The organism is Pseudomonas sp. CFBP 5748, assembly GCF_053850495.1.
This window is the reverse complement of the sequence record NZ_JBSPTN010000022.1, coordinates 21,782-39,583: the sequence shown is the minus strand read 5'-3', so window position 1 is coordinate 39,583 and position 17,802 is coordinate 21,782. Positions and strand designations below refer to the sequence as shown.

General features: G+C 61.2%; 16 protein-coding genes and 1 tRNA gene. 12 read left to right on the top strand and 5 right to left on the bottom strand.

The genetic code is table 11. The annotated features are described in order from the left end of the window. Positions 1-42: 42 nt before the first annotated feature. Both ACWNZ1_RS29025 and ACWNZ1_RS29020 read left to right on the top strand, forming a co-directional pair. Complete coding sequence (locus ACWNZ1_RS29025) at positions 43-615, top strand: RNA polymerase sigma factor (RefSeq protein ID WP_135843086.1); 573 nt, start codon at positions 43-45, stop codon at positions 613-615. Beyond that, positions 612-1,229, top strand: a complete 618-nt coding sequence (locus tag ACWNZ1_RS29020; protein WP_135843087.1) for a hypothetical protein — start codon at positions 612-614, stop codon at positions 1,227-1,229. Before ACWNZ1_RS29025 ends, ACWNZ1_RS29020 begins: the two co-directional genes overlap by 4 nt. A gap of 61 nt (positions 1,230-1,290) precedes the next feature. On the opposite strand, the gene ACWNZ1_RS29015 is transcribed toward ACWNZ1_RS29020, so the two are convergent. Then, positions 1,291-1,367: transfer RNA gene (locus tag ACWNZ1_RS29015), tRNA-Arg, on the bottom strand. Positions 1,368-1,716: 349 nt separating this feature from the next. On the opposite strand from ACWNZ1_RS29015, the gene gabD reads away from it, so the two are divergent. The 3 genes from gabD (at position 1,717) to ACWNZ1_RS29000 (ending at position 5,970) form a co-directional block, all read left to right on the top strand. After that, a complete protein-coding gene (gene gabD, locus ACWNZ1_RS29010; protein WP_135843088.1) occupies positions 1,717-3,159 on the top strand; it encodes an NADP-dependent succinate-semialdehyde dehydrogenase in 1,443 nt (480 codons plus the stop codon). Positions 3,160-3,330: 171 nt separating this feature from the next. Further along, entirely contained in the window at positions 3,331-4,608 is a 1,278-nt protein-coding gene (gabT, locus tag ACWNZ1_RS29005; RefSeq protein ID WP_135843089.1) for a 4-aminobutyrate--2-oxoglutarate transaminase, read from the top strand. Positions 4,609-4,752: 144 nt separating this feature from the next. Next, positions 4,753-5,970, top strand: coding sequence for a response regulator (locus tag ACWNZ1_RS29000; protein ID WP_265072574.1), 1,218 nt, complete (start codon positions 4,753-4,755; stop codon positions 5,968-5,970). Positions 5,971-6,041: 71 nt separating this feature from the next. Here the strand turns inward: ACWNZ1_RS29000 and ACWNZ1_RS28995 are convergent, their stop codons facing one another. Together ACWNZ1_RS28995 and desA are read right to left on the bottom strand one after the other, a co-directional pair. Beyond that, positions 6,042-7,031, bottom strand: coding sequence for a GGDEF domain-containing protein (locus tag ACWNZ1_RS28995; protein WP_135843091.1), 990 nt, complete (start codon positions 7,029-7,031; stop codon positions 6,042-6,044). A gap of 197 nt (positions 7,032-7,228) precedes the next feature. After that, positions 7,229-8,413 carry a delta-9 fatty acid desaturase DesA gene (gene desA, locus ACWNZ1_RS28990; RefSeq protein ID WP_135843092.1) on the bottom strand — a complete coding sequence of 395 codons (1,185 nt, stop codon included), beginning with the start codon at positions 8,411-8,413 and terminating at the stop codon, positions 7,229-7,231. 146 nt (positions 8,414-8,559) lie between these two features. Between desA and dibA the strand changes: the two genes are divergently transcribed. The 6 genes from dibA (at position 8,560) to ACWNZ1_RS28960 (ending at position 15,230) form a co-directional block, all read left to right on the top strand. Beyond that, positions 8,560-10,467, top strand: coding sequence for a phosphodiesterase DibA (dibA, locus tag ACWNZ1_RS28985; RefSeq protein ID WP_256454020.1), 1,908 nt, complete (start codon positions 8,560-8,562; stop codon positions 10,465-10,467). A gap of 542 nt (positions 10,468-11,009) precedes the next feature. Further along, positions 11,010-11,192 (top strand): sulfur starvation response protein OscA, encoded by a 183-nt coding sequence (gene oscA, locus ACWNZ1_RS28980; RefSeq protein WP_003186967.1) that lies wholly within the window; start codon positions 11,010-11,012, stop codon positions 11,190-11,192. Between the two features lie 138 nt (positions 11,193-11,330). Then, on the top strand, positions 11,331-12,344 hold the full coding sequence (locus ACWNZ1_RS28975) for a sulfate ABC transporter substrate-binding protein (RefSeq protein ID WP_456028024.1): 1,014 nt from the start codon (positions 11,331-11,333) through the stop codon (positions 12,342-12,344). Between the two features lie 192 nt (positions 12,345-12,536). Further along, positions 12,537-13,355: a sulfate ABC transporter permease subunit CysT gene (cysT, locus tag ACWNZ1_RS28970; RefSeq protein ID WP_013692011.1), complete on the top strand. Its 819-nt coding sequence runs from the start codon at positions 12,537-12,539 to the stop codon at positions 13,353-13,355. A gap of 12 nt (positions 13,356-13,367) precedes the next feature. After that, positions 13,368-14,237: a sulfate ABC transporter permease subunit CysW gene (gene cysW, locus ACWNZ1_RS28965; protein ID WP_256454022.1), complete on the top strand. Its 870-nt coding sequence runs from the start codon at positions 13,368-13,370 to the stop codon at positions 14,235-14,237. 3 nt (positions 14,238-14,240) lie between these two features. Continuing rightward, a complete protein-coding gene (locus tag ACWNZ1_RS28960) occupies positions 14,241-15,230 on the top strand; it encodes a sulfate/molybdate ABC transporter ATP-binding protein (protein WP_135843096.1) in 990 nt (329 codons plus the stop codon). Between the two features lie 106 nt (positions 15,231-15,336). Here ACWNZ1_RS28960 and ACWNZ1_RS28955 read toward each other — a convergent pair whose 3' ends face one another. Beyond that, the gene (locus ACWNZ1_RS28955) at positions 15,337-15,861 is read right to left on the bottom strand and encodes an Mpo1 family 2-hydroxy fatty acid dioxygenase (RefSeq protein ID WP_280944592.1); all 525 of its coding nucleotides are present in this window, start codon (positions 15,859-15,861) and stop codon (positions 15,337-15,339) included. A gap of 87 nt (positions 15,862-15,948) precedes the next feature. Between ACWNZ1_RS28955 and ACWNZ1_RS28950 the strand changes: the two genes are divergently transcribed. Then, positions 15,949-16,635, top strand: a complete 687-nt coding sequence (locus ACWNZ1_RS28950) for a Crp/Fnr family transcriptional regulator (protein ID WP_135843098.1) — start codon at positions 15,949-15,951, stop codon at positions 16,633-16,635. Positions 16,636-16,784: 149 nt separating this feature from the next. Here the strand turns inward: ACWNZ1_RS28950 and ACWNZ1_RS28945 are convergent, their stop codons facing one another. Continuing rightward, complete coding sequence (locus ACWNZ1_RS28945) at positions 16,785-17,789, bottom strand: AraC family transcriptional regulator (protein WP_135843099.1); 1,005 nt, start codon at positions 17,787-17,789, stop codon at positions 16,785-16,787. Positions 17,790-17,802: the final 13 nt, after the last annotated feature.

Below are 17,802 nucleotides of genomic sequence, written 5' to 3'. Positions count from 1 at the left end.
CCGCAGGACCGTGTTCAACACCGAAAGGAGTTCGCCACCCCCATGCCCGCTCCGCTTGATCCTCCCAGCGATGAATCGCTGCTGGCCCGCTACCGCGACGGCGACGGGGCTTCTTTTGAGGTCCTGTACGCACGCCATCGACTGGGGCTTTACCGGTTCCTCGTGTCCTTGAGCAACAAAGCCGAACTGGCTGAAGAAGTGTTTCAGGAGACCTGGCTCAGCCTGATCCGCAGCGCTACCCAGCCACAAGGCCGGGCGAGTTTTCGCACCTGGCTGTTCCAGATTGCCCGCAACCGCTTGATCGATCACTGGCGCAAACACGGGGTCCACAACCCGTTGCACGACAGTTACGACGAGCAGCTTCACGTCCAGCCCGACGACACCAGCAGCCCTGAGCAACAGTTGAGCCTTAGCCGCGACCAGGCTCGTCTCGAGGCCGCGTTGCAGGCCTTGCCCGAGGATCAGCGGGAGGTCTTCCTGCTGCGCCTGCACGGCGACCTGGAGCTACCGCAGATCGCCGCCTTGACCGGCGTCCCGTTGGAAACGGTCAAAAGCCGCTTGCGTTACGCCCAGCAGAAGTTGCATCGACTGCTGGCCGAGGAGGTACCCGCATGATTGATACCAAACACACCCCGGATCCCGACGACGAAATGCTCATCGAGCATTTCCGCCAACACGCCAGCGGCGAACCGCCCGCGTCCCTGGACGCTTTCATCCTGGCTGCCGCCCATCGCGAAGCGCCAACGCCCGTCCCAAGCTTGTGGACGCGCTGGCTGCAAGCCTGCCAACGGCCGCGTTGGCAAATGGCATTCGCCACGGTCGCCGGTGTGGCGCTGATGATTGGTCTGGTAGTGCGTTCACCCGTGTCCCACGACGAGCTGGCCTCACCCGCCTCGATGGAGTTTTCCGCCGATCGGCAAGAACCCGCCGTTGCCGCTGCACCGCCGCCGGCCATGCCCGCTCCCGCACCGATAGCCCGTATGGCGCCCCAGGGCGAACTGGCCCGAGCCCCGGAAAGCACTGACCAGGCCCTTGCGCAAAAGCCCGCGGCGAAAATGAGCAAAAGCGCGCCCGTTGCCCTGCCATCGTTGGAGCAGGAACTACTGGAAATCCTGCGGTTGCGCCAGGCGGGTGATGCCAAGGCCGCTGATGAGAAGCTGCTGGCGCTGCATAAGCGTTTCCCCAAGGAGGATTTGCCGGCGCGGTTGGAGGCGTTGCAAAAGCGTTGAGTGAGACAGCGCCCACAAAAAAGCCCCAGGTCTTGCGACCTGGGGCTTTTGATTCTGCAAATGGTGCACCAGGCGGGATTCGAACCCACGACCCCTGCCTTCGGAGGGCAGTACTCTATCCAGCTGAGCTACTGGTGCGACGCGGGCGCCATGATACTCATATGCATGGCGGGCGTCCATGCTGCTGAATCGCCTGCGTTTTTGGGCCGCTCGCTGGGTGTTGGCTACGCTGATCAGAAAAAACGGACAAATTCGTATTTTTCGTTCTTTTTTTCGAACAGCCTATTGTCCTTCACCCCCATCGGCCCTAGGATTCGTTTGAGATTTCAAACGCTCTTGTCTGGGTGCTGAACCGCACGTCTGTGCTTATGTGCGATATTTCTGTGCTTCAGCCCGGTGGATGATTTCCCTGACGGCAGCCCCTGAGGCGCCTTTCTACAAATCTAATTCGCTCCGCGCGTGCGCGGTGCTGTTAAGGAAAGTCGACATGCAGCTTAAAGACACCCTGTTGTTCCGCCAACAAGCCTTTATCGATGGCGCTTGGGTCGATGCGGACAATGGTCAGACAATCAAGGTCACCAACCCGGCAACGGGCGAAGTGCTGGGCACTGTGCCGAAGATGGGCGCCGCCGAAACCCGTCGGGCGATTGAAGCCGCCGACAAGGCGCTGCCGGCCTGGCGTGCGCTGACGGCCAAGGAGCGCGCGAACAAGCTGCGCCGCTGGTACGAATTGCTGATCGAGAACCAGGACGACCTCGGTCGCCTGATGACCCTGGAACAAGGCAAGCCACTGGCCGAAGCCAAGGGCGAAATCGTCTACGCAGCGTCGTTCATCGAATGGTTCGCCGAAGAAGCCAAGCGCATCTACGGTGATGTAATTCCCGGCCACCAGCCCGACAAGCGCCTGATCGTGATCAAGCAGCCAATCGGCGTGACCGCTGCCATTACCCCATGGAACTTCCCGGCCGCGATGATCACCCGCAAGGCCGGCCCGGCCCTGGCCGCCGGTTGCACCATGGTCATCAAACCGGCTTCGCAGACGCCGTTCTCGGCCCTGGCCCTGGTTGAGCTGGCGCACCGTGCGGGCATCCCGCAAGGCGTGCTGAGCGTGGTCACTGGCAGTGCCGGCGACATCGGCGGCGAGCTGACCAGTAACCCGATCGTGCGCAAGCTGTCGTTCACCGGCTCGACTGAGATCGGTCGCCAGCTGATGGCCGAATGCGCCAAGGACATCAAGAAAGTCTCCCTGGAACTGGGCGGCAACGCGCCGTTCATTGTGTTCGACGATGCGGACCTGGATAAGGCCGTCGAAGGCGCGATCATTTCCAAGTACCGCAACAACGGCCAGACCTGCGTCTGCGCCAACCGCCTGTACATCCAGGATTCGGTGTACGACGCGTTCGCTGAGAAACTGAAAGTGGCGGTGGCCAAGCTCAAGATCGGCAACGGTCTGGAAGACGGCACCACTACCGGCCCGTTGATCGATGGCAAAGCGGTTGCCAAGGTGCAAGAGCACATTGCCGATGCGGTCAGCAAAGGCGCGACCGTGCTGTCGGGCGGCAAGGCGATGGAAGGCAACTTCTTCGAGCCGACCATCCTCACCAACGTGCCATCGAACGCCGCCGTGGCGAAGGAAGAAACCTTCGGCCCGCTGGCGCCGCTGTTCCGCTTCAAAGACGAAGCCGAAGTGATCGCGATGTCCAACGACACCGAGTTCGGCCTGGCCTCGTACTTCTATGCCCGTGACCTGGGCCGTGTGTTCCGTGTGGCTGAAGCCCTGGAATACGGCATGGTCGGCGTCAACACCGGTTTGATCTCCAACGAAGTCGCGCCGTTTGGCGGCATCAAGGCCTCGGGCCTGGGCCGTGAAGGCTCCAAGTACGGCATCGAGGACTACCTGGAAATCAAATACCTCTGCCTGGGTATCTGATCCGCTTCAAGCGCAAAGGGCACGAGAGCGCTGTCCCTTTGCGTGTTTCACCCGTTCTGTTTCTTGTGGCCGGAACGCTGCGGCAGTCGATCATCACATGCTGTCGCAGTTGCCTCCCGGCCATGTATTCCTTGAACCACGCCGACCGATGAGCGGCGAATGAGGACTGTAATGAGCAAGACTAACGCTGACTTGATGGCCCGCCGTACCGCTGCTGTTCCCCGTGGCGTCGGCCAGATTCACCCGATCTTCGCTGAATCGGCGAAGAACGCCACGGTAACCGATGTCGAAGGCCGTGAATTCATCGACTTCGCTGGCGGCATCGCTGTGCTGAACACCGGCCACCTGCACCCGAAAATCATCGCTGCCGTGACCGCACAACTGAACAAGCTGACCCACACCTGCTTCCAGGTCCTGGCCTACGAGCCGTACGTGGAGCTGTGCGAAAAAATCAACGCCAAGGTGCCGGGTGATTTCGCCAAGAAAACCCTGCTGGTGACCACCGGTTCCGAAGCGGTGGAAAACGCCGTGAAAATCGCTCGCGCCGCCACGGGCCGTGCCGGTGTGATTGCCTTCACCGGCGCTTACCACGGTCGTACCATGATGACCCTGGGCCTGACCGGTAAAGTCGTGCCGTACTCGGCCGGCATGGGTCTGATGCCTGGCGGTATCTTCCGCGCCCTGTACCCGAACGAACTGCACGGCGTGAGCATCGACGATTCCATCGCCAGCATCGAGCGCATTTTCAAGAACGACGCCGAGCCCCGTGACATCGCCGCAATCATCATCGAGCCAGTGCAGGGCGAGGGTGGTTTCTATGTGGCGCCCAAAGAATTCATGAAGCGCCTGCGCGCGCTGTGCGACCAGCACGGCATCCTCTTGATCGCTGACGAAGTGCAGACCGGCGCCGGTCGTACCGGCACCTTCTTCGCCATGGAGCAGATGGGCGTTGCCGCCGACCTGACCACCTTCGCCAAATCCATTGCCGGCGGCTTCCCGTTGGCTGGTGTTTGCGGCAAGGCCGAGTACATGGATGCCATCGCGCCGGGTGGCCTGGGCGGCACCTACGCCGGCAGCCCGATTGCTTGCGCGGCTGCCCTGGCGGTGATGGAAGTCTTCGAGGAAGAGCACCTGCTGGACCGCTGCAAGGCGGTGGGGGAGCGTCTGGTTACCGGCCTCAAGGCCATCCAGAAGAAGTACCCGGTGATCGGTGAAGTCCGAGCTCTGGGCGCGATGATTGCGGTGGAGCTGTTCGAAGACGGCGACTCCCACAAGCCGAACGCCGCAGCGGTGGCTCAGATCGTGGCCAAGGCGCGCGACAAGGGCTTGATCCTGCTGTCCTGCGGCACCTACGGTAACGTTCTACGGGTGCTGGTGCCGCTGACCTCGCCGGACGAGCAACTGGACAAAGGCCTGGCAATCATCGAAGAGTGCTTCTCCGAGCTCTGATTTACGAACTCTGATTGTGCGCTGATTCACAAAAAACCCGCTTCGGCGGGTTTTTTCATATCCGCAGGCATATCCCGCAGGTTTGAGCTGTCTGGAATGGCCTTCATTGGCTAAGGTGCATGTATGGCAAGGGAGCGATGCTGCATGGCTGCTGTGGTTTTACCCGCTGTACCGCGTGTGCTGATTGCCGAGGCCGACCCGGCGTCCCGGGAGCTGCTTGAGCAAGTGTTGTCGGGCGTGCGTTGCGATGCCCGAGTGGATACCTGCGGTGAGGGGCAACAGGCCCTGGATTTGCTGGCGCATAACTCGTACGACCTGGTCATCGCCGATTGGGAGCTGCCGGGTGTTGATGGCCTGGCGATCCTGCGTGGTCTTCGCCAACAGCATCGCACCCCGCCGTTGCCATTCATCCTGATGAGTCGGCGTAACGACAGCGCCAGTGTGCGTGAGGTCGTGCCACTGGCGCCGATGGCGTATTTGACCAAACCCTTGAACCGCGAAAGCCTGACCCAGCGTTTGCAAGGGTTGCTGTTGAGTGGCAGTGAAGAAACCTCCCACGACGTGCCGGTCCCAGGGCCGGGGCTGACCCTGGTAGCGTTTCTGGAGCGTCGGCGTGAGCTGTCCGAAGGCGCGCCGCTGATGACCGATGTGCAGGTGGCGGTCAAGCGCTGCCTGAACCCCACGGGTCTGGATCTGAAGCTGCTGGAAGAGGAGATTCGCACCGACCCGCAAATCTCTGGGGTGCTGATTGCGGCGGCCAACAATGCTGCCCAGCATCAGGGTGGCGGCCCGGTGCAGACCGTAGCCCAGGCGCTGCACCAGCTCGGCACGGGGCAGAGCATGAACCTGATCCTCGGCCTGACTCTCAAGCGCTGCGCCCGGCTCAGCGTTCCGTGCCTGGCGGACTATGCCAAGCGCTACTGGGAATTGTCCCTGCACACCGCCGAGTACGCCCGAATCCTGGCTCGGCTGCTGGATCTGGAGCCGGAACGCTGTTATTGCGCCGGGTTGTTACACCGCCTGGGCGACCTGGCGCTGCTGCGTTGCCTGGAGGAGTGGACGCAGGCGGGTGGCGAGCTGGATGAGTGGGAGGAAGTAGGAAATTCCCTCGATCAATACGGCGCCGGTTTCGGCTCGGCGCTGCGCACCCGTTGGCGCCTGCCGCTGGAGCTGCGTGAGTTGATCGCGGCAGCCTACAGCCTGGGTGGTGGGGTTTACTCTCGCGAGGCACTGGTGATGAACATGGCGGCGCAGATGGCTCACCTGACCGAGCATGAAGGGCTTGAAGAGCTGGCCCGGGGGCGCACGGCGCGTTTGCTGAAGATCGGTTTGCCGGAGTTGATGCGATTGCGCAGGAAGTAGCGTCGCTGACTAACTCCCACAGGAATTTGGGTATGACTGGAGTTTTGCTGACTCCTTAGCGCGGAGATTGCTCAAGCCGCAATGATGCGATTCTTACCCTGGCGCTTGGCTTCATACATGGCCGCATCGGCCCGGGCGAACAGGCTGTCGAGGGTCTGGTCTTCGACGGTGATGCTGGTCAGGCCCTGGCTCACGGTAATGCCGAAGTTCTGCTCGCCGCAGCGAAAATTCAAGCGCTGGATTTCCCGTTGCAGACGCTCGGCCACTTGCAGCGCCATGTCCGGGGCACAACCGGGGAACACGGCGGCGAATTCTTCGCCGCCGATCCGCCCAAACAGATCACCGCGCCTGAGCACGGAGCGTCCGCTTTCGGCGATTTTCTGCAGCACGGTATCGCCTTCCTGGTGGCCGTAGGTGTCGTTGATCACCTTGAAGTCATCGATGTCCAGCAGTAGGAACGCCATAGGCATCCCCTGTAGCCGTGCCTGCTCGAACTCTCGGTGGGCGCACTCGAAGAAATGGCGTCGATTGCTGCTCTGGGTCAGCACGTCAGTGGTTGCCAGTCGCTGCAGTTCACTTTCCAGCAGCTTCTTTTCGGTGATGTCTTCGGCGATGCCCACCACAATCACCGGTTGCCCTGGCTCGGCCTTGCGGTTGATGAAGCATTTGTCGCTCAGCCAGCGGATCTGGCCATCAGCGGCGATGATGCGGTATTCGCGATCTTCGACGGCGCCTTTGACCAGCACTTCGGCCAGGCTGCGTTCGGCGTACTCTTGGTCATCCGGGTAGATTGCGTCGCGCCATTCGTTGAAATCGGCCATGACCAGGCCAGCAGGCCGGCCAAAGATCCGCTCGTAGGCGGGGCTGACGTACAGCACTTGCCGGGTTTCCCAGTTGAACGCCCACAGCACGGCATTGACACTGACCAGCAGTGAGCTGAACAGCTGCTCACGCTCGCTCAGGCGTGCGACTTCGCCCTGGGCGTGCATCAGCGCCATGAGGGTCTGGGCCGCTTCGGGCCAATGAGGTTGGGATGAATCCTGTAGGTTCTTGTCGACCATCGGCACAAATCTCAAAGAACGTGCACTGCTGTGGATTTGCACGCGCTCACTCCAAAGCCCGCCTGGATGGCGAAGTGCTCATTGAGATAGGGGATTTGAGGCGAAGTTCCTTTTCAGGCGACGAAGGGCGGGGCCTGGCAACATTTAACAGGGGGCGTGCAGCAAAGAAAAACCCCGCCGGAGGCGGGGTTTGGTTATCAGGCCGTGGCGGGCCGCAGCGAGTAGGTCTTGAGCTGGTCGGCGAAGTCCCGCAGGGACTGGATGCCGCTGGCCTCGGCTTCGTGGACCCATTCCTTGATGGCGGCAAGCATGTCATGGCCGTTGCTGCTGGTCTTGACCCAGATCTGTTGCAAGGCCAGGCGTTTTTCGTAGATCACCTTCAGCGCCTGACTGTGTTCCAGCATGTTCTGGATGCGCGCGTGGTGACGGTCATCCAGCAGGCTGGTTTCCCGCGACAGCAAGCGTTTGGCCCGGTGGAACTGATGGCGCACCGAGTGATCGACCTTCTCCAGTTCCTGTTTGACCAGCGGTGCGATGACCAGCCGGCGATATTGGGCCATGATCTGGAAACGGTTGTTGAGGATCGCCATGGCGGTGTCCATGTCCAGATGGCCCTTGCCTTCGACCCGGTGGGCGATCGGCGCGACCCGCTGGACCTTGGCCAGGCGCAGGAAACTGAACACCTGGATCCAGGCCCAGCCCAGGTCGAACTCCCATTTGCGTACCGACAGCTTGGCCGAGTTGGGGTAGGTGTGGTGGTTGTTATGCAGCTCTTCGCCACCGATCAGGATGCCCCAGGGCACCAGGTTGGTCGCCGCGTCGCGGCATTCGAAGTTGCGGTAGCCCACGGCATGGCCCAGGCCATTGACCACGCCGGCGGCCCAGACGGGAATCCACATCATCTGGATGGCCCAGATGGTGATGCCGATGGTGCCGAACAGCAGCAGGTCGATGGCGCCCATGATCGCCACACCCAGCAGTGGGAAGCGGCTGTAGAGGTTGCGCTCGATCCAATCCTCAGGGCAGTTCTTGCCGTAGATGCGCAGGGTTTCCGGATTCTCCGCCTCGGCGCGATACAGCTCGGCACCTTTGCGCAGTACGGTGGACAAGCCTTTGATCACCGGGCTGTGGGGGTCGTCGACGGTTTCGCATTTGGCGTGATGCTTGCGGTGGATAGCGGTCCATTCGCGGGTGTTCTGTGCCGTGGTCAGCCACAGCCAGAAGCGGAAGAAATGTTTGAGGCCGGCATTGAGCTCAAGGGAGCGATGCGCCGAATAACGGTGCAAGTACACCGTGACGCCAATGATTGTGACGTGGGTCATCAGCAGGGTGACTGCCACCAGTGACCAGGGCGACAAGCCAAGAAAACCTTCGTACCACATAGGCTGTAGGACCCTCGATAAAGATAGAAACTGCCGTTGCATTATCACCGGCCCGACAGATAAAACCAGTCGCCCTTTCAGATAAAAGTGGCAGGATGTTTCTTCCTCTATAATTCCCGCCTCTTCATAGGGACATGGATGGCCGAATGACTGTCTACCGCCGCATCGCTCTGCGCACAGCGCTGCTTTATCTCTTGCTGTCAGTCGTCTGGCTGCAGCTGGTTGGTTATTTATTGAGCAGTTTCTTCGATCAATCCGCCGACCGACTTCGCTGGTTGCTGATCAACGGTTATGCCTGGGTGCTGGTCAGCGCCGGGTTGATCTTCCTGACCCGAGTGCGGATGTCCCGGTTTTTCGGGCCGGGCGAGCACAGCGCCGATCGCGAGCGCCTGCGCCAGGCCGCCGCCGTCTTCGATTGCACCCGCGAAGGGGTGTTGGTGACGGACCGCAACGGCCTGATCGTGCACGTTAACCGGGCCTTTATGGCGATTACCGGTTACGGTCGGGACGAAGTGCTGGGCCAGCGACCCAATCTGTTCAAGTCCGGTCGTCATGGGCCGGATTTCTATCGCGACATGTTTGTCGCCTTGGACAGCCTGGGTGAGTGGAGCGGCGAGATCTGGAACCGGCGTAAAAGCGGCGAGATCTACCCTCAGTGGCAGACGATCCGCGTCGTTCGCGACGACAACGGCCAGGTCAGTCATTACGTCGCGGTGTTTTCGGATATCAGCGCAATCAAGGATTCCGAGCACGAACTGGCGCACCTGGCCCATCACGATCCGCTGACAGGCTTGCCCAACCGCCTGCTGTTTTCTGATCGCACGGAACAGGCCCTGGCGTCGGCACAGCTCCACAAACGTGGCTGCGCGCTGCTGTTGGTGGACTTGGATCACTTCAAAAACATCAACGACAGCCTGGGGCACAACGTCGGTGATGAGTTACTCAAAGGTGTGGCCGAGCGGTTTCGCGGGCTCTTTGCCCCAGGTGTGACCCTGGCCCGGCTGGGGGGCGACGAATTTGCCGTGCTGGTGGAAAACTGTGCGCAGCCCGGGCAGGCGGCAGTGTTGGCGCGGCGCATCCTCGACGCCCTGAAGGAGCCGTTGCGGCTCGATCAGCAGTCGTTGTTCATCAACGCCAGCATCGGCATCAGTCTGTTTCCCGGTGATGCCCTCAGCGCCGGGCAGTTGCTGCGCAACGCCGATTCGGCGCTGTTCAAGGCCAAGAGTGCCGGGCGCGACGGTTACGCCTTGTACACCGAAGAGCTCACCGTCCACGCTCAGCAACGCGTCGAGATCGCCTCCGAACTACGCCTGGCCCTTCAGCAGCAGCAATTGCGGGTTCATTACCAACCGGTGTACGACCTGGCGAGCAGCCGCCTGATCGGTGTCGAGGCATTGGTGCGGTGGGAGCATCCCACGCGCGGGTTGGTTTCGCCCGCCGAGTTCATTCCCATCGCCGAGCGCGTCGGGCTGATTGCCCAGATCGATGCCTGGGTCATGGACCAGGCCTGTCGGCAGATGTGTCGGTGGCAGCAGGCTGGAGTGGCGTTGTCGTTCGTCGCGGTCAACGTCTCCAGCCGACTGTTCGCCCATCGCGAGTTGTACGAGCAGGTCGCCAAGGTGCTGCACGACACGGGCCTGGACCCTGCGTGCCTGGAGTTGGAGGTGACCGAAAGCGCTGTGATGGAAGACCCGGAGGTGGCGCTGGAACAGATGCATCGCCTACGGGAGTTGGGCGTACGGCTGGCGATCGACGATTTCGGCACGGGTTATTCGTCGTTATTGCGGCTCAAGCGCTTGCCGGTGCAGAAGCTCAAGATCGATCAGGGCTTTGTCGCCGGGTTGCCTTGGGATGAGGACGACGCGGCGATTGTCCGAGTGATTATCGCCCTGGCACACAGCATGGGCATGCAGGTGCATGCCGAAGGCATCGAGCAGCGCGAGCAGGCGGCATTTTTGCTTGAACAGGCGTGTGAACTCGGGCAGGGCTACTGGTTTGGCCGGCCGGTGGCCGCGCAGCAACTGGATTGGGACCGTGCGCCGGCCATTGCCTGATCACCCGTTGAATTGATGTTGACTGATGCTCGGGTAGAAACCGGAGACATCCTTTATAGGTGTGAAATACGGTCAGGAGGTGCCTGACCATGCCCTGGACCGCTTGCACGTAATGGAGGGGGGCAGCTGTGTACGAGTGTGCAAGACCGAGTCACCTACCCAAACTCGGTAGATCCGAAGATCTCCCGAACACAGCCGTCATAGAACACGGGCGCGAATGGCTAGAAGCATTCTGGGTGGGTGTTTACTCGGACTTGCACGTCCGTGTCACCGTTTTTTGCGATGATGAACCAAGGTTAGCGGCAGAAAACCAGGGTGCCTAGTTCATGAACAGCCCAGCGTTTTGAAGGAAATATCCGAGGGTTTGGCAGGGGAAAAGCCCCCCAATTACCCCTGCCGTAGGACGCCAGATACTTTATGTTATTTTGGTTATATAAAAATTCTTAAATAGTCTTTTTAAGAATATCTGCGCTTATCTAATATTGCTCCCACGCCGCAAGCAGTGCCGCCCACTGCCAGGCATTCATTCAAGGAGCAGCAGCATGAGCGCATCCCTACGTAGCGTTGATGGCCAGGACGAAGCAACCATCTTGCGCGAGATCCAGAGCGCACTGCGCGATCTGCGCTTTGGCGCGGTGGAAATCACCGTGCACAACGCGCAAGTGGTTCAGATCGAACGCAAGGAAAAATTCCGGTTGCAGCAGCCGAGCCATAAGCCGTCTTGAAAAAGCCAAAAGATCGCAGCCTTCGGCAACTCCTACGGGGGGCTGAGGGTAGGAGCTGCCGAAGGCTGCGATCTTTTTCTATGAGCCAGATGAATTTCCAGAAGCCATAAGAACACCAGAATTCCAGGAGCTTTCACCATGTCGTCAATTCGCCGTTATGCCTTGGCCGCCCTGGCCAGTGCTGTTTTTGCAGGTTCCGCGGTTGCCAAGGATTACGAGTTGCTTAACGTGTCCTACGACCCGACCCGCGAGCTGTATCAGGATTACAACGCCGAATTCGCCAGTTTCTGGAAGAAGGCGCACCCGGACGATAACGTGAAGATCCAACAGTCCCATGGCGGCTCGGGCAAACAAGGTCGAGCGGTGATCGATGGTCTGCGGGCCGACGTGGTGACCCTGGCCCTGGCCGGTGACATCGACGAAATCGCCAAGCTGGGCAAGTCCCTGCCGGTGGACTGGCAAACGCGCTTGCCGGAGGCCAGCACGCCTTACACCTCGACCATCGTATTTCTGGTGCGCAAGGGCAATCCCAAGGGCATCAAGGATTGGGGCGATCTGATCAAGAATGACGTATCGGTCATCACCCCGAACCCGAAGACCTCCGGCGGCGCTCGTTGGAACTTCCTCGCGGCCTGGGCCTATGGCCTCAAGGCCAACGGTGGTGACGAAGCCAAGGCCAAGGAATACGTGCAAGCGCTGTTCAAGCATGTGCCGATCCTCGACACCGGCGCCCGCGGCTCGACCATTACTTTCGTCAACAACGGTCAGGGCGACGTGTTGCTGGCCTGGGAAAACGAAGCGTTCCTGGCGCTGAAAGAAGATGGCGGCGCGGACAAGTTCGACATCGTTGTGCCGTCGCTGTCGATTCTGGCCGAACCGCCGGTGGCGGTGGTGGACAAGAACGCCGAGAAGAAGGGCAACCTGGAGATCGCCGAAGCCTACCTCAAGCACCTGTACAGTCCGGCCGGCCAGGAAATCGCCGCGAAGAACTTCTATCGTCCACGTGACAAGGACGTGGCCGCCAAGTACTCCCGGCAGTTCCCGAAACTGGAGCTGGTGACCATCGACAAAGACTTCGGTGGCTGGAAAACCGCCCAGCCGAAGTTCTTCAATGATGGTGGCGTGTTCGACCAGATCTATCAGGCGCAGTAAGCTGAAATAGAGCGCAATTCATGTGGGAGCGGGCTTGCTCGCGAAGGCGGTACAGTCAGTATCAATGTTGCCTGACATACCGCTTTCGCGAGCAAGCCCGCTCCCACAGGTTACGCACCCTAACGGGCTGGCATTTGCTAACAGGTCCCGATTTACCATCGGGGCTTTGCGAGTTCTCAACCAAGGACCTTTATGTCGCGTCGCATATCCCCCGTCATACCCGGCTTCGGGCTGACGCTGGGCTACACCCTGGTGTACCTCAGTCTGATTGTGCTCATACCGCTGGCGGCGATGTTCGTGCATGCCGCTCAACTCACCTGGGAACAGTTCTGGGCGATCATCTCGGCGCCGCGGGTGCTGGCTGCCTTGAAGCTCAGTTTCGGCACCGCGCTGTACGCCGCGATCATCAACGGCGTGATCGGTACGCTGTTGGCCTGGGTGCTGGTGCGCTACACCTTCCCCGGTCGCAAGATCATCGATGCGATGATCGACCTGCCGTTCGCCTTGCCCACCGCCGTGGCGGGTATTGCGCTGACGGCGTTGTATGCGCCGACCGGCCTGGTCGGCCAGTTCGCCACCGACCTGGGGTTCAAGATCGCCTATACGCCGCTGGGCATCACCCTGGCGCTGACCTTTGTGACACTACCCTTCGTGGTGCGCACGGTGCAGCCGGTGCTGGCCGATATTCCCCGTGAAGTCGAAGAGGCCGCCGCTTGCCTCGGTGCCAAGCCGTGGCAAGTGTTCCGCCACATCCTCGTGCCAGCGCTGTTGCCGGCCTGGTTGACCGGTTTCGCCCTGGCCTTTGCCCGTGGCGTGGGCGAGTACGGCTCGGTAATTTTCATCGCCGGCAACATGCCGATGAAAACCGAGATCCTGCCGCTGCTGATCATGGTCAAGCTCGATCAATACGACTACACCGGCGCCACCTCCATCGGCGTGCTGATGCTGGTGGTTTCCTTCGTCCTGTTGCTGCTGATCAACCTGCTGCAGCGGCGCATCGAAACCCCATAAGGAGGCGCGAACATGTCCCAATCGTCTATTTCCGCGGCCTCCACCAACGCCGCTCGCCGCGGCAGTGCAACTTCGCGGGGCGTCCTGATCGGCCTCGGCTGGCTGATTTTTGCGCTGTTCCTGCTGCTGCCGTTGTTCATCGTGGTGTCCCAGGGCCTGAAGCTCGGCCTGGGGGCGTTCTTTACCGCGATCTTTGAACCCGACGCGCTGTCGGCGCTGAAGCTCACGGTGGTTGCGGTGCTGATCTCGGTGCCCCTGAACCTGGTGTTCGGTGTCAGCGCCGCGTGGTGCGTGAGCAAATATTCATTCCGTGGCAAGAGCATGCTGGTGACGCTGATCGACCTGCCGTTCTCGGTGTCGCCAGTGATCGCCGGCCTGGTCTATGTGCTGATGTTCGGCGCCCAGGGCCTGTTCGGGCCGTGGCTGTCGGATCACGACATCCAGATTGTGTTTGCGCTGCCGGGCATCGTGTTGGCGACGATCTTCGTCACCGTGCCATTCGTGGCCCGTGAGCTGATCCCGCTGATGCAGGAGCAGGGCACCCAGGAAGAAGAGGCTGCGCGCCTGTTGGGTGCCAATGGCTGGCAGATGTTCTGGCATATCACCGTGCCGAACATCAAGTGGGGGCTGATCTATGGCGTGGTGCTGTGTACCGCCCGGGCCATGGGCGAGTTCGGTGCGGTGTCGGTGGTGTCCGGGCACATTCGTGGGGTGACCAACACCCTGCCGCTGCACGTCGAGATCCTCTACAACGAATACAACCATGTGGCCGCGTTCGCTGTGGCGAGCCTGTTGCTGATCCTGGCGCTCTTCATCCTGCTGCTCAAGCAGTGGAGCGAAAACCGAATCAACCGCCTGCGCGCCAGCGCCGCGGAGGAATAAGTCATGTCGATCGAAGTCCGTAATGTCAGCAAGAATTTTCACGCCTTCAAGGCCCTGGACAACATCAGCCTGGACATCCAGAGCGGCGAGTTGGTGGCGCTGCTGGGCCCGTCGGGTTGCGGCAAGACCACCTTGCTGCGGATCATCGCCGGCCTCGAAACCCCGGACCAGGGCAACATCGTGTTCCACGGCGAGGACGTTTCCGGCCACGACGTGCGTGATCGCAACGTCGGTTTCGTGTTCCAGCACTACGCCCTGTTCCGCCACATGACGGTGTTCGATAACGTTGCCTTCGGCTTGCGCATGAAGCCCAAGAACCAGCGCCCGAACGAAAGCCAGATCGCGACCAAGGTCCACGAACTGCTGAACATGGTGCAACTGGACTGGCTCGCCGACCGTTACCCGGAGCAACTGTCCGGTGGCCAGCGCCAGCGTATTGCCCTGGCCCGTGCCCTGGCGGTTGAGCCCAAGGTGTTGCTGCTGGACGAACCCTTCGGCGCCCTCGACGCCAAGGTCCGCAAGGAACTGCGTCGTTGGCTGGCGCGGCTGCACGAGGACATCAACCTGACCTCGGTGTTCGTGACCCACGACCAGGAAGAAGCCATGGAAGTCGCCGACCGGATCGTGGTGATGAACAAAGGCGTGATCGAGCAGATCGGCTCACCGGGGGATGTGTATGAAAACCCGGCCAGCGACTTCGTGTATCACTTCCTCGGCGACTCGAACCGCCTGCACTTGGGTGAGGATCGGCATGTGCTGTTCCGCCCCCATGAAGTTTCGCTGTCGCGTTCGGAACTGGAGGATCACCACGCCGCCGAAGTGCGCGACATCCGACCGCTGGGCGCCACCACCCGGGTGACCTTGAAGGTCGAAGGCCAAAGCGAATTGATTGAAGCCGAAGTGGTGAAGGATCACGACAGCCTGGTGGGCCTGGCGAAGGGCGAGACACTGTTCTTCAAGCCGAAGGTCTGGCAGAAGGTCGCCAACCTCTAAGATCACAAGCATCGCGAGCAAGCTCGCTCCCACAGGGGATTTGTGAACGGCGCAGATCTATTGTGGGAGCGAGCACGCTCCCACAGAGGTTCGCATTGCGTTGTTTTCAGGCCGCCGATCGTCGGTTGCGCACGGCCATCGGCCCTGCGCGTTCTTCAATGGCCCGCTTCAGTTCGCTTCTGAGCCCCAGCAGAAAACCCGCTTCAACCACCACAAACAACGGCCCGACAATCAGCCCGGTGAGGTCGTCTACGAACGCTGGTTTGCGGCCTTCGTAATAGTGCCCGACAAACTGGATCACCCAACCCACCACAAACATCCCCAGGCCACTGCCCAGCCACACCGAGGTGCTTTGCCCGGCCAGCGTCTGGCCCAGCCATACCGCCAGGCCCAGCAGCACCGTCATGAGTACACCCAGGCGCAACTCCAGGCGCAGATAGAACCAGGCACTCGCTGCCGCCACCAACAACGCCGGAGACAACAGGATCGCGCCCATCGGCCAACCCGGCCGAGACAGCAGCACGGCGACGGCGACGAAAATCAGCGGAATGCCAATGAAGTGGCTGGCGATGTTGCGTGGATCGCGGTGGTAGGCGGCATATTGACTGAGATGATCGACGAGGCTTTTCATTGTTGTTCCTCCTGAGGTGATGCCTGCATGATGCCCAGGTTCAATGAGTTGTTCTGTCAGTTAGCCGACACTTGTCCCGGAGTTTCCATGAATTCGCGTCCCTGGCACTCGCACCTGATGGCCGGTCACTGGTACCGCCATTTGCCTGTTGAGTTACAGAATAGTCTGCTGGGGATGTCGCGGGTACTGCGCCTGTTGCCGGGGGATCGACTGTTCCAGCGTGGCGATCCACCTTGCGGGATCTACGCCGTGCTGGAAGGCGCGGTACGGGTCGGTGCGGTGAACGAGCAGGGCAAGGAGGCGCTGCTAAGCGTGGTCGAGGCGCCCCACTGGTTCGGTGAAATCTGCCTGTTCGATGGCCAGCCGCGGACCCATGATGCGCAGGGGGTAGGTCAATGCACCCTGCTGCACTTGCCTCAGGCGCCGCTGCTGGCATTTCTGCAGGAGCAACCGCTCTACTGGCGGCATCTCGCGTTGCTGATGAGCCACAAACTGCGCCTGGCCTTCACCAACCTCGAACACCTGAGCCTGATGCCCGCCCCCGCACGCGTGGCCCATCGCCTGTTGATGATCGCCGAAGGCTACGGCGAAATCGAGCCGGCGCGCCGGGTCTTGCAGCTGCCCCAGGAACAACTGGCGCTGATGCTCTCGCTGTCGCGCCAGACCACCAACCAGATCCTCAAGGATTTGCAGGGCCAAGGCATTCTTCATCTCAGTTATGGCGAGATCGAAATCCTCGACATCGAGCGGCTGCGGGCGTTGACCACATTCTGAGGCCAACCTCAACCTGTGGGAGCGGGCTTGCTCGCGAAGCGGTGGGTCTGTTGGCGGTGATGTTGACTGTGCTGTCGCCTTCGCGAGCAAGCCCGCTCCCACCAGGGATTTGTGTATGCCACAGATCATTGTGAGAGCAACACAAATCCCTAGCGCAACCCATCTCGAAACTGCCCCGGCGTCATTCCGGTCCAGCGTTTGAACGCGCGGCTGAAGCTGCTGGTGTCGGCAAATCCCAACAGATAACTGACCTCGCTCAGCGAGCAATGCGGATCACGCAGGTGCAGCAGCGCCAGGTTTTCCCGGCACTCGTTGAGCAGTGCGTCGAAGCGGCAGCCTTCGTCGGCCAGGTGCCGTTGCAGGCTGCGCAGGCTCAGGTGCATGGCCTGGGCGATGCGTTCGGCGCTGGGTTCGCCTTCGGGTAATTGGGCCTCGATGGCGGCACGCACCTTGCGCTCCCAGGTCAGCGGCTTGAGTTGCGCAAGGGTGCGCTCGAGCACCGTTTCGTTGTGTTCGGCCAGCTCCGGGTTGGCGTCGTCCAAATGGCTGTCGAAATCCGTGAGGTTGAACTCCAGGCAATCCTGGGCCGCGCCGAAATACACCGGCGAGCGGAACACTTTGTGCCAGGGGCTGGGGTCCGCCGGTTCCGGGCGCCGCAGGTACACCGCCAGCGGCGCGTAGTCGCGGCCGAGGCGGTTGCGACAGGTGCGCACATAAATCGCGGCGAACGCGTCGATGGCTTCAAAGGCCGGTCCCGGACGGCCCGGGGGCACATCAAGACTGAAGCGGTAGCGGTCTTCGCCGCGGCTCAGTTGCAATGTCAGTGCATCGCTGACCACCGGGTGATAGCGCACGATCCGCTCGAACACTTCCCGCAGGCTGCCGCTGGCCACCAGGGCATAGCCCAGTGCGTGAAAGGTGGTGGGGCTGACGAAGCGCGACACCCGCAGGCCAATCGCCGGGTCGCCGCTGGCCTGCACCGCCAACGCCCACAGGCGCGTGGTACCCGAGAGCGGGTAACGGGCGTTCGGGTCGTCCATCAGTTGCGGGTCGAGGCCAGCCTCGACGCACAGGGCATGGCTATCCAGGCCCAGCGCATCGAGCTGTTTGCGCAGGGCACGGGTCCAGCTGGCGAGTGAGGTCGGTTCAGTCATGACGATTGGCGCT

Coding starts and splice junctions, on each gene's coding strand:
- ACWNZ1_RS29025 (WP_135843086.1), top strand. CDS start 43: ATGCCCGCTCCGCTTGATCCTCCCAGCGATGAATCGCTGCTGGCCCGC.
- ACWNZ1_RS29020 (WP_135843087.1), top strand. CDS start 612: ATGATTGATACCAAACACACCCCGGATCCCGACGACGAAATGCTCATC.
- gabD (WP_135843088.1), top strand. CDS start 1,717: ATGCAGCTTAAAGACACCCTGTTGTTCCGCCAACAAGCCTTTATCGAT.
- gabT (WP_135843089.1), top strand. CDS start 3,331: ATGAGCAAGACTAACGCTGACTTGATGGCCCGCCGTACCGCTGCTGTT.
- ACWNZ1_RS29000 (WP_265072574.1), top strand. CDS start 4,753: ATGGCTGCTGTGGTTTTACCCGCTGTACCGCGTGTGCTGATTGCCGAG.
- ACWNZ1_RS28995 (WP_135843091.1), bottom strand. CDS start 7,031: ATGGTCGACAAGAACCTACAGGATTCATCCCAACCTCATTGGCCCGAA.
- desA (WP_135843092.1), bottom strand. CDS start 8,413: ATGTGGTACGAAGGTTTTCTTGGCTTGTCGCCCTGGTCACTGGTGGCA.
- dibA (WP_256454020.1), top strand. CDS start 8,560: ATGACTGTCTACCGCCGCATCGCTCTGCGCACAGCGCTGCTTTATCTC.
- oscA (WP_003186967.1), top strand. CDS start 11,010: ATGAGCGCATCCCTACGTAGCGTTGATGGCCAGGACGAAGCAACCATC.
- ACWNZ1_RS28975 (WP_456028024.1), top strand. CDS start 11,331: ATGTCGTCAATTCGCCGTTATGCCTTGGCCGCCCTGGCCAGTGCTGTT.
- cysT (WP_013692011.1), top strand. CDS start 12,537: ATGTCGCGTCGCATATCCCCCGTCATACCCGGCTTCGGGCTGACGCTG.
- cysW (WP_256454022.1), top strand. CDS start 13,368: ATGTCCCAATCGTCTATTTCCGCGGCCTCCACCAACGCCGCTCGCCGC.
- ACWNZ1_RS28960 (WP_135843096.1), top strand. CDS start 14,241: ATGTCGATCGAAGTCCGTAATGTCAGCAAGAATTTTCACGCCTTCAAG.
- ACWNZ1_RS28955 (WP_280944592.1), bottom strand. CDS start 15,861: ATGAAAAGCCTCGTCGATCATCTCAGTCAATATGCCGCCTACCACCGC.
- ACWNZ1_RS28950 (WP_135843098.1), top strand. CDS start 15,949: ATGAATTCGCGTCCCTGGCACTCGCACCTGATGGCCGGTCACTGGTAC.
- ACWNZ1_RS28945 (WP_135843099.1), bottom strand. CDS start 17,789: ATGACTGAACCGACCTCACTCGCCAGCTGGACCCGTGCCCTGCGCAAA.